This is a genomic window from Micromonospora sp. CNB394 (assembly GCF_000374985.1).
Taxonomy (GTDB): Bacteria; Actinomycetota; Actinomycetes; order Mycobacteriales; family Micromonosporaceae; genus Micromonospora; species Micromonospora marina.
This window is the reverse complement of sequence record NZ_KB895825.1, coordinates 567,430-580,202: the sequence shown is the minus strand read 5'-3', so window position 1 is coordinate 580,202 and position 12,773 is coordinate 567,430. Positions and strand designations below refer to the sequence as shown.

Sequence of the window (12,773 nt, the reverse complement as noted above, 5' to 3'; positions counted from 1 at the left end):
TCACTTCGTCGGGCGGCCACCCGTGACGCCGAGGATCTCGCCGGTGACGTAGCTGGACTCCTGCGAGGCGAAGTAGACGTACGCGGGCGCCAGCTCGGCCGGCTGACCGGGACGGCCCAGCGGCGTGTCGGTGCCGAACTGCTTCACCTTCTCCTCCGGCATGGTGGCCGGGATCAGCGGCGTCCAGATCGGGCCGGGCGCGACCGCGTTGACCCGGATGCCACGCTCGGCCAGGTTCTGCGCGAGCGCCTTGGTGAAGTTGGCGATGGCGGCCTTTGTGGTGGCGTAGTCGAGCAGCTGCGGCGACGGGTCGAACGCCTGGATCGACGAGGTGTTGATGATCGTCGAGCCGTCCTTCATGTGCGGCACGGCGAACTTGCAGAGCCAGAACATGGCGTACACGTTGGTCTTGAAGACCCGGTCGAACTGCTCGGTGGTGATGTCGAGCAGGCCGTTGTCCTGCGACATCTGGTAAGCGGCGTTGTTGACCAGGATGTCGACGCCGCCGAGGTCGCGCAGCGCCCGGTCGACCAGCTCGCGGCAGTTGGCCTCCTCGCGCAGGTCGCACTGGACCGCCACACCGGTGCGCCCGGCCTGCTCGATCAGGGCGACCGTCTCCCGGGCGTCCTTCTCCTCCTCGTCGCCGAGGTAGGTGACCAGGACGTCGGCGCCCTCGCGGGCGAAGGCGACAGCGACGGCCCGGCCGATGCCGGAGTCGCCACCGGTGATGATCGCCCGCTTGCCGCTGAGCCGGTCACTGCCCCGGTACGACTCCTCGCCGTGGTCGGGCTTCGGCCCCATCTGCTGCTCGCTGCCGGGCGGCGTCTGCTGCTGCGCCGGCTGGCCCTCCTGCTGTCCGTACTGCTCGGCCGGGTGCTGCTGGGTGAACTGGTCCTCGCTCATGCATGCGCCCCTACCCGGGGGACCGGCGGGAAAAACAGCAGCCAGTGACCGGAAGGTCGACTGGGCGCGGGCCAAGGGCTCTTCCGGCCATGCGGGCGGCGAGGTCCGGGCAGGTGCCCGGGGCGCGTCAGCCGCCCGCGCGCAGGTGCCACTCCGACTCCCCGCCGACCGGATCCGGCCGGTCCGGCGGGAACTCGGTCTCGGCGGACTCGATCCGCTCCTCCGGGCGTACCCGGGCCGGCAGTTCGCCGAAGCGGACGTGCCGCAGGAACGCGTACTGCTCGTCGGTGAACGACTCGGCGGGTTCGCTCATGACCGCATTGTGCGCTCACCCGGCCCGTCTCCGCATCAACCGCCACGGCACGGGTATGCCGCCGCGTCGACCGTCGGCGGCGAGGTGGAGGAGACATGCGCGCAGTACGGATGACCGCACCCGGCGTGCTGGAGCACACGGAGGTGCCCACGCCGCAGGCCGGCCCCGGCGAGGTGCTGCTGCGCGTCGGCGCGGTCGGCGCCTGCCACTCCGACCTGCACATCCTCGACGCCCCGGCGGGCGTGTTCCCGGTCCCGATGACGCTCGGCCACGAGATCGCCGGCACCGTCGACACGGTCGGCGCCGGGGTCGACGGATGGTCGCCCGGCGACCGGGCCGCCGTCTACGGCATCATCGGCTGCGGCAGGTGCCGGGCCTGCCTGCGGGGCGAGGAGAACCGCTGCCGGGTCATCCCGGTCGGCGGCATCGGGCTCAGCCGCGACGGCGGGCTGGCCGAGTACGTGGTGGTGCCCGCGTCCCGGCTGCTGCCGGTCGGCGACATGGACCTGACCCGGGCGGCGCCGCTGACCGACGCCGGGCTGACGCCGTACCACGCGGTGGAGCTGGCGCGGCCCCGGCTGCGACCGGGCACCTCCTGCGTGGTGATCGGCATCGGCGGTCTGGGGCACATGGGGTTGCAGATCCTGCTCGCCACCACGGCGGTACGGGTCATCGCGGTGGACACGAACACCGCCGCGCTGGAGCTGGCCGGCCGCCTGGGTGCGCACCACACGGTGCAGGCCGGACCGGACGCGGTGGAGAAGATCCGCGAACTGGTCGGGCCGGCGCCGGACGGCGCGGACGTGGTGCTCGACTTCGTCGGCGCGCAGCCCACCCTGGACACCGCCCGGCAGGTCGTCGCCACCGGCGGTCAGATCCTGCTGGTGGGCCTGGCCGGCGGCACGCTGCCGGTGCGCCCGGTCGCCGACGAGCCGCCCCCGGTGCCGTTGGAGACCGGTGTGGTGGTGCCGTTCTGGGGCACCCGGGCCGAACTGCACGAGGTGATCGCGCTGGCCCGTGACGGCCGGCTGCACGCCGACGTGCACACGTTCCCCCTCGCGGAGGCGCCGCAGGCGTACGAGACGCTGCGCCGGGGCGAGGTGCGGGGGCGGGCGGTCATCGTCCCCTGAGCGACGGCAGCCGGTCGAGCAGCGCCAGCCCGGCGCGTACGGGCCGCCGGTCGAGCATCTCGGCGAAGCTCGCCCGGCCCTGGCAGAACCGCACGAACATCCGCCAGCCGGGCGGGCTCGCCAGCATCGCGTGGAACACGTCGGGCCGCCGCTCGAACACCTCCAGCAGCCGGTGCCCGGCGCGCATCTCCGGCGTCAGCCGCCGGTCGACCTCCCGGGCGTACGCGTCGAGGTCGCCGGCGGCCACCGCCTCCCCGGCCAGCCGGCCCGAGCGCAGCGCGTAGCTGATCCCCTCGCGGCTCCACGGTTCCAGCAGGCCGGCGGCGTCCCCGGCGACCAGCACCCGGCCCTGGCGCAGTGGCGAGTCCCCGGTTCGGCAGCGGGTCAGGTGACCGGAGTCGTGCTCCGGCTCGACCGCGGACAGGCCGAGCCGGTCGGTGAAGTCGCGCAGGTAGGCGCGGGTGCGATCGCCGTCGCCCCGGGCGGCTATGACACCCACCGTGAGACGGTCGCCCTTCGGGAAGACCCACGCGTAGGAGCCGGGCAGTGGCCCCCAGTCGAGCAGCACCCGGCCGCGCCAGCGGTCCCGCTCGGCGGCGTCCACCGGCAGTTCCAGTTCCAGGCCGAGGTCGACCTGGCGGAAGCGCACCCCGACGTGGCGCGCCGTCACGCCGGACGAACCGTCCGCGCCGATGACGGTCCGGGCGCGTACCGTCTCACCGCCGGCCAGGCGCAGGCGTACCTCGTCGGGGTCCTGCTCGATCGCGCGGACCGCGACGCCTTCGCGGACCTGCGCCCCGGCGGCGACGGCGGCGGCGCGCAGCCGCTCGTCGAACTCCTCGCGGCGGATCATGGTGACCAGCGGCCCGGCGTGCCGGCGGGTGAACGCGCGTCGCCCGTCCCGGGTGAACGTGACCCGGTCGGTCCGGTCGTGGGCGGGCACCTCGACGCGGCCGGCGATCTCGGCCAGCGACGTGCCGATGAGGCCGCCGCCGCACGTCTTGTACCGGGGGTGGGTGGCCCGTTCGACCACGAGCGTGCGGACGCCGGCCCGGGCCGCGGCGTGCGCGGCGGAGAGTCCGGCGGGCCCGCCGCCGACCACGACGAGATCCATGATCACGGGTGCAGCCTAGGGCACCGGCGGGCCGCGCCGCCCGGTACGACAGCCGAACGGGTGAGCATCATCGCCGCCCGTCCGGGTAACCGCCGGTCGCCGGCCGTCCGCGGGTCGGGCGGTCCACGCCGAGGAGGGAAGCGATGCCTCAGGTCCAGCTGTCTGCGGTCGAGGAACGGGTCTACCAGGCGGTGTCCGCGCTGGAGGTGCAGGGACACGTCCCCTACCCGGACCTGATCGCCCAGGAGACCGGGATGACCGAGGAGGAACTGCGCGAGCCGCTGCACTCGCTCACCGAGCGGGGGCTGCTGCACCGCGAGGACTCCCCGATGTCCGGCCTGGACTTCGGACCCCGGTGGTGCGCGCGCCAGATGGCATGACCGGGTCGTTCGCCCCACCGGGCACCGGGTGACGATCCGGGTGGTCGACGGTCGATGGGGGGCGCGATGAGCGAAGGCCGGTCGTCGACGGCGGTGCCCGGCACCGGGTACGACGGCCGGCGTCGCTGGCAGGCGCTGAGCGTCGGCCTGATCGCGGCGTTCATGACGCTGCTGGACGTCAGCATCGTCAACGTCGCGGTGCCGTCGATCGACCGGGCGTTGCAGGCCACGCCGAGCGACCTGCAGTGGGTGCTGTCCGGGTACGCGCTGACGTTCGGCCTGGTGCTGGTACCGGCCGGACGGTTCGGTGACGCGCGCGGGCGGCGTACCGCGTTCGTGGTCGGGGTGGGCCTGTTCACGCTCACCAGCGCGCTGGCCGGGCTGGCCCGTTCGCCGGAGTGGCTGGTCGTCGCCCGGCTCGTCCAGGGTGCCGCCGCCGGTGTGGTGAACCCGCAGGTCAGCGGCACGATTCAGGAGCTGTTCCGGGGTGCGGACCGGGGCCGGGCGTTCGGGCTGCTGGGCGCGACGATCGGCATCTCCACGGCCGTGGGTCCGCTGCTCGGCGGGCTGGTCATCCACCTCGGCGGCGCCGAGCACGGCTGGCGGTGGGTGTTCTTCGTGAACATCCCGGTCGGGATCGTGGCGATGGTGCTGGGCTGGCGGCTGATGCCCGCCCGGCCCACCAACCCGGCCGGACGGGGCCGCCTCGACCCGCTCGGTGTGCTGCTGCTCGGGACGGGGGTCACGGCGCTCCTGCTGCCGCTAATGCAGCGGGAGCAGTGGCGGGGCCCGGGCAAGTGGCTGCTGATCCCCGTCGGCCTGCTGCTGCTCGGCGGGTTCGCGCTCTGGGAACACCGGTACGCCCGGCGCGCCCAGCCGCTGTTCGACCTGCGGCTGTTCACGGTGCGCTCGTACACGCTGGGTGCGCTGATCGGCCTGATCTACTTCGCCGGGTTCACCGCGATCTTCTTCGTCTTCACGCTCTATCTCCAGATGGGGCTCGGCTACAGCGCACTCGTGGCCGGTCTGGCGATCACGCCGTTCGCGCTCGGTTCGGCGCTCGCCTCCGCGCTCGGCGGCCGGGTGGTCACCCGCTACGGCCGTCCGCTCGTCGCGGTCGGGCTGGTGGCCGTGGTGGCCGGGCTGATCGCGACCGATCTGGTGCTAGCCGGCGGGCCGCACGACGACGTGCCGCTGCGGACCGCACTGCCGCTGCTCGTCGCCGGGCTGGGCAGCGGCTTGGTGATCGCGCCGAACCAGACGCTCACGCTGTCCGAGGTGCCGGTGCCGACGGCCGGCAGCGGCGCCGGAATGCTGCAGACCGGGCAGCGCCTCGGATCGGCCGCCGGCATCGCCGCGGTGGGCGCGCTGTTCTTCTCGACGCTCGCCGGCGACCGCGGCGACTGGAGTACGGCGTTCCGCCACTCACTGCTGCTCGCCGCCGGGATCATCGTGGTGGCGCTCGGCGCCGCCGTCACTGACATCGTGCTCGGTCACCGGTGGTCCGCGGGCCGCTCCTGATCGGCGGCGGGCAGCAGCACTGTGGTGAGCAGCCACCGGCCGGCCCCGCGAAGGGGGCCGGCCGTTGCGCGGGGTCGGGTCACCAGACCTGCTGGACGATGTCCGCGGCCTGCTCCTCCCACTGCGCGTACGCGTACGGGTAGGCGGACACCTGGACCGTCTGCGCGGCGGTGGTCAGCGGCAGATCCTCCCAGCCGCCGACGTTCTTCAGCGCGTTGAAGAACGCCTTGCTGGAGTACTCCGGGTCGGTGATCTGCTCGGACGTGCCCCAACCGGACGACGGGCGCTGCTGGAACAGGCCCTCCGAGTCGTGGTCGTTTGACGCGCCGAGGTGACCCAGGTTGTACAGCTTCGACTCCTGCAGCGAGGTCGCGACGCCGATCACGGCGCCCCGCTCCCCCACGCCGGTCTCCTTGGCCGCCTCGACGATGGCCTTGGCGTTGTCGAGCTGCGCGTCGTCGAGCGGGATGCGCGACTGCGCGCCCTCGACGCCGTGCGGCACGAGCTTCTCCTCGGCCGGCCGGTCGGCCCTGGTCGGCACCTTGTCCAGGCCGGTGGTCTGGCCGGGCTGCACCGCCTCGGTCGAGGTGCCGGTGGCCAGGTCGATGGCGGCCTTGGCGCCGGCGTGCGGCCCGCTGGTCACAGGCGCGGCCACGGCGACGGGGCCGACGGCCAGGCCACCCAGTACGGCCACCCCCGCCACGCTCAGCGCGGCGCGGCGGTTCCGGGAGACGGCGGCGGTCTTCACGACGGCGGTCTTCGCGATGGCGGGGAGCCATCCAGTGAAGTACTGCTTCACGATGGTTGCCCTTTCGATCGTTACGACGCGCTCCGGGATGAGCGCCCCTCGAGGGACTACCGCCGGGTAGGTGTTTGGGTTCCGGCGGTACGGGGGACACAACGAGCCCGCGGTGTCGGTCATTCCGGAAATGCCGGGTAGAGCCGAGGCTGCGGTCCAGGTCACCCGCGATTCCGGGCAGCAGAGTCGTGCCTGCCGCAGACCGGACGATCAGGCCGGAACGCCGAACCGGACCAGCACGTGCCAGAGCTGCTTGAGGTGCTGCAGTGTCACCGCGGCCGGTCCCCGGTCGGCCCAGCGCTGCGGCTCGCGTACCACCGAGGCGGCGGCGCGGCCGACGAGCGCCGCGTGCAGCGGCTCCCCCGGGCGGGCGAACTCGGCGGCCACCCGTAGGGCCAGGGGCGGGATGTCGGGACCGCGGAACGCGGCGTCCACGGCGGCGGCGGGCAGCACGAAGCCGCTGTGGAAGCGCAGCGCCAGGCCGCGCCGCGCGGCGATCCCGGCGAGGCGCCGCCCCACGTCGGTGCCCCGGAACGACGGGTCGACCACCAGTGCCTCGACGTCGCGGGCCAGGCTGATCTCGCCGTGCACCTGCGCCTCGACGTAGTCGTCGAGCGCCCTTCCCACCCGCCCGGACTCCCGTTCCCGACGGCGCAGCAGCGTCAGCAGCAGCGCGCCGGTGTCCATGCCGGCCACGCCCAGGGCGACGCCGGTCCCGGCGGTGGCGGTCAGCAGCGCCGCGAACACCGGCTCGAAGACGTCCACGGTGCCGACCTCGGCAGGCTGAAGGTGGCTGTCACCGAAGGTGAACGTGGCCCGGGCCAGCACCTCCGGGCGCAGTCGCAGGTGACAGGAGCCGAACCGGGGGCACGCGCCGTCGGCGTGGTCGAGCAGGTTCAGGCCGCCGTACTTCGGGCGCTCCGTGGGCAGCACACCGGGACGCTGGTACGCGCCGCCGAACATCGCCTGCTCCCACACGTCCCGGTCGCCGCCCGGGTACGCGGTCAGGCCGCCGTTGGAAATGCCGGTCTCGAACTGGCTGCGGTAGACGCCCTCCTCGTCCAGCGCCTCGACCACGGCGCGGCCGTCCCGCAGCACCCGGTCGGGGTGGAAGTTGAGCGTCAGGTGCCCGTACCCGGTGGTCGCGGCGACGACCTCCTCGTACCGGTAGGTCGTGCCGGAGGCGGCAAGGTGCTCGGCGATGACGGCGAGCGCCGCCGGGCGGTCGCTCAGCGCGACCCGGCGGACGTGGCGCAGCGCTGCGGACTGGGCGTCGGTGAGGTCGGCGGCGGGCACGGGCCCGAGTATCACCAGACGGAGCGACGCCCGGCCACCCGGTTTCCGGGCCGGAACCGGCGTCCGCCAGGGCCGGGACGCCCGACCGGGCCCGGTCGGGCGGTGTCCTCAGTGGCCCCGGGCGATCCACTCGTCCAGGTGCGGCGCCTCGGCCCCGATAGTGGTGTCGTCGCCGTGCCCGGTGTGCACCACCGTCTCCGGCGGCAGCGTGAACAGCCGGGTACGGATCGACTCGACGATGGTGCCGAAGTCGCTGTACGACCGCCCGGTCGCGCCCGGTCCGCCGGCGAACAGGGTGTCGCCGGTGAAGACCGTGCCCAGGTCGGCCGCGTACAGGCTGCACGCGCCGGGACTGTGGCCGGGCGTGTGCAGCACCCGCAGCGTGGTGCCGCCGACGGTGACCGTCTGCCCGTCGGTCAGGTCGCCGTCCGGGGCCGTGCCGGGGTGCACCATGTCCCACAGCACCCGGTCGGCCGGGTGCAGCAGCACCGGCGCGCCGGTGGCCCGGGCCAGCTCGGGCGCGACCCGCACGTGGTCGTCGTGGGCGTGGGTGGCGATGATCGCCAGCACCCGCCGGTCACCGATCACCGCGCGGACGGCCGCCACGTCGTGCGGCGCGTCGAGGACGACGCACTCGGCGTCGTCGCCGATCACCCAGACGTTGTTGTCCACGTCGAACGTCTGGCCGTCGAGCGAGAACGTGCCGGAGGTGACGGCGTGGTCGACGCGGGCGGTCACGGGAAGACCACCACCGAGCGCAGCACGTCCCCGTGGTGCATCCGGGCGAACGCCTCCTCGACCTGGTCGAGGGCGATCTCCTCGGTGACGAACGCGTCCAGGTCCAGCCGGCCCTGCCGGTACAGCTCGGTCAGCATCGGGAAGTCGCGGCTGGGCAGGCAGTCGCCGTACCAGCTGGACTTGAGCGCGCCGCCGCGCCCGAAGACGTCCAGCAACGGCAGGTCGACAGTCATCTCCGGGGTCGGCACGCCGACCAGCACGACGGTGCCGGCCAGGTCGCGAGCGTAGAAAGCCTGCTTCCACGTCTCCGGACGGCCGACCGCGTCGATCACCACGTCGGCGCCGAAGCCACCGGTGGCCGCGCGGACGGCCTCCACCACGTCGTCCTCCGAGGCGTCGACGGTGTGCGTGGCACCGAACCTGCGCGCCCAGTCGAGCTTGCGGGAGTCGGTGTCCACCGCGATGATCGTGGTCGCGCCGGCCAGGGCCGCGCCGGCCACCGCCGCGTCGCCGACGCCGCCGCAGCCGATCACCGCGACCGAGTCGCCCCGGGTCACGTTGCCCGTGTTCATGGCCGCGCCGAGACCGGCCATCACGCCGCAGCCGAGCAGGCCGACCGCCGCCGGCCGGGCCGACGGGTCGACCTTCGTGCACTGCCCGGCGTGGACGAGCGTCTTCTCGGCGAACGCGCCGATGCCGAGCGCGGGCGTCAGCTCGGTGCCGTCGGTGAGCGTCATCTTCTGCGTCGCGTTGTGGGTGGCGAAGCAGTACCACGGCCGGCCGCGCCGGCAGGCCCGGCACTGCCCGCAGACCGCGCGCCAGTTGAGCACCACGAAGTCGCCGGGAGCCACGTCGGTGACGCCGTCGCCCACCTGCTCCACGACGCCGGCGGCCTCGTGGCCGAGCAGGAACGGGTAGTCGTCGTTGATGCCGCCCTCGCGGTAGTGCAGGTCGGTGTGGCAGACGCCGCACGACTGGATGCGGACCACCGCCTCGCCGGGCCCCGGGTCCGGCACCACGATGGTGGTGACCTCCACCGGCGCGCCCTTGCGCCGCGACACGACTCCCCGGACTTCCTGGCTCACGGTGCCTCCTTCGTCGGATACGTCTGCACCCGGAAACGTACCGCTGATCATGACTGGCGAACCAGCGTCGAACGTGCGGGCGTAGTCGAACCCGGCCGGTGTCGGGCCGGGAGATCGCCGACGTCATCGAGGCCCGCCGCCTGGTCGAACACCCGGGCGGTCCGGGGCGGGCCTGGACAGTGGCGCAGGCCACGGTCAGGCCCACAGCTCCCGCAGCAGCGCCTCCACCTCGACGGTGCGCTCGATCTGCGGCATGTGCCCGGTACCGCGGAACAGGTGGCTGTGCGCGTGCGGCAGCCGGGTGCGGGCGTACACCAGGTGCGCGGCGGGCAGGACCAGGTCGCGCTCGCCCCAGACGAGCAGCGTGGGCAGGTCGAGCGCGGCCACCGCGTCGAGCAGGTCGGCGCGCCACTGCGGGCGTACGCCGCGCCAGGTGCCCAGGTCGCGGACCAGCTCCCGCATCACCCGGGCCGCGTGCGGCTGCCCGGCCACGGCGAGCGCGACGGCGATCCGCTCGTCGGTGACGTGCGCCGGGTCGTGGAAGATCGCCCGCTCGGTGCGCCGGGCGATCCCCGGGTGCGGGCGCAGCAGCAGCCGGGCCAGCGGGCGTACCGCGAGCAGCCGCAGCGCCACCGTCACCTCGCGGCCGAAGCCGGCGCTGTTGAGCAACGCCAGGCTGGCGGCGCGGTGCGGCGCGTCGGCGGCCAGGCGCATGGCGACCGCCCCGCCGAGGGAGTTGCCGACCAGGTGGGCCGGGCCGGTCACCCCTGCCACGTCCAGGAAGCGGGCCACCGCGGCGGCCAGGGCTGGGAGCGTGTGCGGGCCGTCCAGCGGCGCGGAGCCGCCGTGGCCGGGCAGGTCCACCGCGAGCACCAGGTGGTCGCGGGCCAGCGCCGTGTGCAGGGCGGTGAAGTCGTCGAGGGTACGGCCGATGCCGTGCAGCAGCACCACGGGCGGGCCGTCGCCGCTGATCCGGCACCGGGTACGCCGCCCGTCGACGGTGCGCTCGTCGGCCGGGGGCAGGGCGAGCGTCACGCCCGGCTTCCGGACTCCGGCACGGCCTCGTCGCCGGCCCGGGGAGACGGAACCGGCACGGCGGCGTCGGTCGCGAGGGCGGGCGCTTCGGCGGGCGGGACGGCGGGCGGAGTTGCGGGCGCGACGCCGGGCCCGGTCGGGCGCTGGCGCATGCCCAGGGCCAGCACCCTGCCGTACCCGGCGGGGGCGAGGCGGGCGAGCAGGTCGGGCAGCTTCGCCGACCAGCCGATCAGCACCCGGCCGCGGCGTCGCTGCGCACCGCGCAGGATCACCTCGGCGGCGGTCGCCGGGTCGATGGTCAGCAGCTTCTCGAACTGCCTGCGCCCGGCCTCGTACTCGTCGAGGGCCACGCCGCTGCCGACGCGGGCGGTGGCGGCGATCCGGGTGCGGATGCCGCCCGGGTGCACCGAGGTGACGCCGACGCCGTCGTCGACGAGTTCGTGCCGCAGCGCCTCGGTGAAGCCGCGCACGGCGAACTTGCTCGCCGCGTACGCGGCCTGCCCGGCGGGGGCGATCAGCCCGAACAGGCTGGACACGTTCACCAGGTGGGAGCCGGATTCGGCCTTGAGCGCGGGCAGCAGCGCGTGGGTCAGGCGGACCACCGCCCGGAAGTTGACCTCGATGACCCAGAGGAACTCCTCCAGGGTGACCTGGTCGAAGCGCCCGCCCAGCGCCACGCCGGCGTTGTTGATCAGCAGCCGGATCCGGGGGTGCGCGCGGTGGATCTCGGCGGCGACCCGGTCGGTGGCGTCGGCGTCGGCCAGGTCGACCACGTGGGTCTCGACCCGCCGGTCCGGATACACGGCCCGGATCGCGGCGACGGTGGCGGCCAGGCCGTCGGCGTCCCGGTCGAGCAGCACCAGGTCGGCGCCGCGCCGGGCCAGCCCGTGGGCCAGCGCCGCGCCGATGCCGCTCGCCGCGCCGGTGAGCACCGTCGTGCCGCCGGGGAGGACGAGGTCACGCATCGGTTCCTCCCGAGGTGGTGGCCGCCGTGGCGGGTACGCCGGCGCGGTCGAACCGGACGCCGTCGGTGAGCGGGCCGTGCCGCATCAGGCGTACGTCGCGGGGGTAGTTCTGGTGCAGCCGCCACGGCGCCTGCGGCCCCTGCTTGGGGAGCTGGTCGACGGCTCGCAGCACGTACCCGGACTTCAGGTCGATGATCGGTTCGAGGTCGTCGGTGTCCGGGGCGAGCGGCGTGACGATCTGCCGGCCGGTGTCGTCGAGGTGGCGCAGCAGCCGGCAGACGTACGTGGCGACCAGGTCGGCCTTGAGCGTCCAGGAGGCGTTCGTGTAGCCGATGGTCATGGCGAAGTTCGGCACGCCGGAGAGCATCATGCCCTTGTAGGCCACCGTCGAGGCGAGGTCGACCTCGGCGCCGTCGACGGTCAGCGTGATGCCGCCGAGCGCGAGCAGGTTGAGGCCGGTGGCGGTGACCACCACGTCGGCGGGCAGTTCCTCGCCGGAGGCGAGCCGGATCCCGTGCTCGGTGAACGTGTCGATGGTGTCGGTCACCACCGACGCGCGGCCGGCGCTCAGCGCGGCGAACAGGTCCCCGTCCGGCACCACGCAGAGCCGCTGGTCCCACGGGTCGTAGCGGGGCGAGAAGTGCCTGTCGACGTCGTACCCGGAAGGGAGGCGGCCTTTCGCGGCCCGGCGCAGGAACCGCTTCACCACGCCGGGGGCGCGGCGGCTGAGCTGGAAGTTCGCCACGCCGAGCGTGACGTTCTTCCACCGGACCACCGCGTACGCGGCCTTCGGGGGCAGCCAGCGCCGCGCGGCGTCGGCGAACCGGTCGCGCGAGGGCAGCGCGATCACGTACGTGGGTGAGCGCTGGAGCATGGTGACGTGGGCGGCCCGCTCGGCCATGGCCGGGACCACCGTGACCGCCGTGGCGCCGCTGCCGATCACCACGACCCGCTTGCCGGCGTAGTCCAGGTCGTCGGGCCAGTGCTGCGGGTGCACGAGCGTGCCGGCGTACCGCTCGACGCCGGGGAACCGCGGCGTGTAGCCCTCGTCGTATCGGTAGTAGCCGGAGTTGGTGAACAGGAACCCGCAGGTGAGCGTGACGTCCTCGCCGGTGTCGTCGCGGTGGGCGTGCACGGTCCAGCGGGCGGTGGCGCTGTCCCACTCGGCGCGCAGCGCCCGGTGGTGGAAGCGGATGTGCCGCTCCACGTCGTACTCGCGCGCGGTCCGCCGCACGTACGCCCGGATGGAGTCGCCGTCGGCGATCGCCTTCGGGTCGGTCCACGGCTCGAACGAGTAGCCGAGGGTGTACATGTCGGAGTCGGAGCGGATGCCCGGGTAGCGGAACAGGTCCCAGGTGCCGCCGATGGCACCCCGGGCCTCCAGCACCGCGTAGGTCTTGCCGGGGCATTCACGTCCGAGGTGGACGGCGGCGCCGATGCCGGACAGGCCGGCCCCGACGATGAGGACGTCGACGTGGTCTGCGGCCATCGCTT

Annotated in this window: 13 protein-coding genes; 3 read left to right on the top strand and 10 right to left on the bottom strand. The window is 74.1% G+C overall.

The window, feature by feature from the left end; all coding sequences use genetic code 11:
• Both C569_RS0102570 and C569_RS29695 read right to left on the bottom strand, forming a co-directional pair.
• Nucleotides 1–903 carry an SDR family oxidoreductase gene (locus tag C569_RS0102570; protein ID WP_018784263.1) on the bottom strand — a complete coding sequence of 301 codons (903 nt, stop codon included), beginning with the start codon at nt 901–903 and terminating at the stop codon, nt 1–3.
• A 127-nt stretch (nt 904–1,030) separates the two neighbouring features.
• Entirely contained in the window at nt 1,031–1,216 is a 186-nt protein-coding gene (locus tag C569_RS29695; protein ID WP_018784262.1) for a hypothetical protein, read from the bottom strand.
• Nucleotides 1,217–1,311: 95 nt separating this feature from the next.
• Here C569_RS29695 and C569_RS0102560 point away from each other — a divergent pair, with 95 nt between their 5' ends.
• On the top strand, nt 1,312–2,346 hold the full coding sequence (locus C569_RS0102560) for an NAD(P)-dependent alcohol dehydrogenase (RefSeq protein WP_026267613.1): 1,035 nt from the start codon (nt 1,312–1,314) through the stop codon (nt 2,344–2,346).
• Here C569_RS0102560 and C569_RS0102555 read toward each other — a convergent pair.
• Complete coding sequence (locus C569_RS0102555) at nt 2,333–3,460, bottom strand: geranylgeranyl reductase family protein (protein WP_026267612.1); 1,128 nt, start codon at nt 3,458–3,460, stop codon at nt 2,333–2,335. The genes C569_RS0102560 and C569_RS0102555 overlap by 14 nt on opposite strands.
• A gap of 143 nt (nt 3,461–3,603) precedes the next feature.
• Here C569_RS0102555 and C569_RS0102550 point away from each other — a divergent pair, with 143 nt between their 5' ends.
• Both C569_RS0102550 and C569_RS0102545 read left to right on the top strand, forming a co-directional pair.
• Nucleotides 3,604–3,840 carry a hypothetical protein gene (locus C569_RS0102550; RefSeq protein WP_013286401.1) on the top strand — a complete coding sequence of 79 codons (237 nt, stop codon included), beginning with the start codon at nt 3,604–3,606 and terminating at the stop codon, nt 3,838–3,840.
• A 66-nt stretch (nt 3,841–3,906) separates the two neighbouring features.
• On the top strand, nt 3,907–5,361 hold the full coding sequence (locus tag C569_RS0102545; protein ID WP_018784259.1) for an MFS transporter: 1,455 nt from the start codon (nt 3,907–3,909) through the stop codon (nt 5,359–5,361).
• A 79-nt stretch (nt 5,362–5,440) separates the two neighbouring features.
• Here the strand turns inward: C569_RS0102545 and C569_RS0102540 are convergent, their stop codons facing one another.
• From C569_RS0102540 to C569_RS0102510, 7 genes are all read right to left on the bottom strand, one after another.
• Complete coding sequence (locus C569_RS0102540) at nt 5,441–6,160, bottom strand: hypothetical protein (protein ID WP_018784258.1); 720 nt, start codon at nt 6,158–6,160, stop codon at nt 5,441–5,443.
• Nucleotides 6,161–6,370: 210 nt separating this feature from the next.
• On the bottom strand, nt 6,371–7,456 hold the full coding sequence (locus tag C569_RS0102535; protein WP_018784257.1) for a DUF3626 domain-containing protein: 1,086 nt from the start codon (nt 7,454–7,456) through the stop codon (nt 6,371–6,373).
• A 108-nt stretch (nt 7,457–7,564) separates the two neighbouring features.
• Complete coding sequence (locus C569_RS0102530) at nt 7,565–8,194, bottom strand: MBL fold metallo-hydrolase (protein ID WP_018784256.1); 630 nt, start codon at nt 8,192–8,194, stop codon at nt 7,565–7,567.
• On the bottom strand, nt 8,191–9,279 hold the full coding sequence (locus C569_RS0102525) for an S-(hydroxymethyl)mycothiol dehydrogenase (protein WP_026267609.1): 1,089 nt from the start codon (nt 9,277–9,279) through the stop codon (nt 8,191–8,193). The genes C569_RS0102530 and C569_RS0102525 overlap by 4 nt, the downstream gene beginning before the upstream one ends.
• A 195-nt stretch (nt 9,280–9,474) precedes the next feature.
• A complete protein-coding gene (locus C569_RS0102520) occupies nt 9,475–10,314 on the bottom strand; it encodes an alpha/beta fold hydrolase (RefSeq protein WP_018784254.1) in 840 nt (279 codons plus the stop codon).
• On the bottom strand, nt 10,311–11,279 hold the full coding sequence (locus C569_RS0102515; protein ID WP_018784253.1) for an SDR family oxidoreductase: 969 nt from the start codon (nt 11,277–11,279) through the stop codon (nt 10,311–10,313). Before C569_RS0102515 ends, C569_RS0102520 begins: the two co-directional genes overlap by 4 nt.
• Entirely contained in the window at nt 11,272–12,768 is a 1,497-nt protein-coding gene (locus C569_RS0102510; RefSeq protein WP_018784252.1) for an NAD(P)/FAD-dependent oxidoreductase, read from the bottom strand. Before C569_RS0102510 ends, C569_RS0102515 begins: the two co-directional genes overlap by 8 nt.
• Nucleotides 12,769–12,773 lie beyond the last annotated feature (5 nt).

Coding starts and splice junctions, on each gene's coding strand:
- C569_RS0102510 (WP_018784252.1), bottom strand. CDS start 12,768: ATGGCCGCAGACCACGTCGACGTCCTCATCGTCGGGGCCGGCCTGTCC.
- C569_RS0102545 (WP_018784259.1), top strand. CDS start 3,907: ATGAGCGAAGGCCGGTCGTCGACGGCGGTGCCCGGCACCGGGTACGAC.
- C569_RS0102550 (WP_013286401.1), top strand. CDS start 3,604: ATGCCTCAGGTCCAGCTGTCTGCGGTCGAGGAACGGGTCTACCAGGCG.
- C569_RS0102570 (WP_018784263.1), bottom strand. CDS start 903: ATGAGCGAGGACCAGTTCACCCAGCAGCACCCGGCCGAGCAGTACGGA.
- C569_RS29695 (WP_018784262.1), bottom strand. CDS start 1,216: ATGAGCGAACCCGCCGAGTCGTTCACCGACGAGCAGTACGCGTTCCTG.
- C569_RS0102555 (WP_026267612.1), bottom strand. CDS start 3,460: ATGGATCTCGTCGTGGTCGGCGGCGGGCCCGCCGGACTCTCCGCCGCG.
- C569_RS0102515 (WP_018784253.1), bottom strand. CDS start 11,279: ATGCGTGACCTCGTCCTCCCCGGCGGCACGACGGTGCTCACCGGCGCG.
- C569_RS0102560 (WP_026267613.1), top strand. CDS start 1,312: ATGCGCGCAGTACGGATGACCGCACCCGGCGTGCTGGAGCACACGGAG.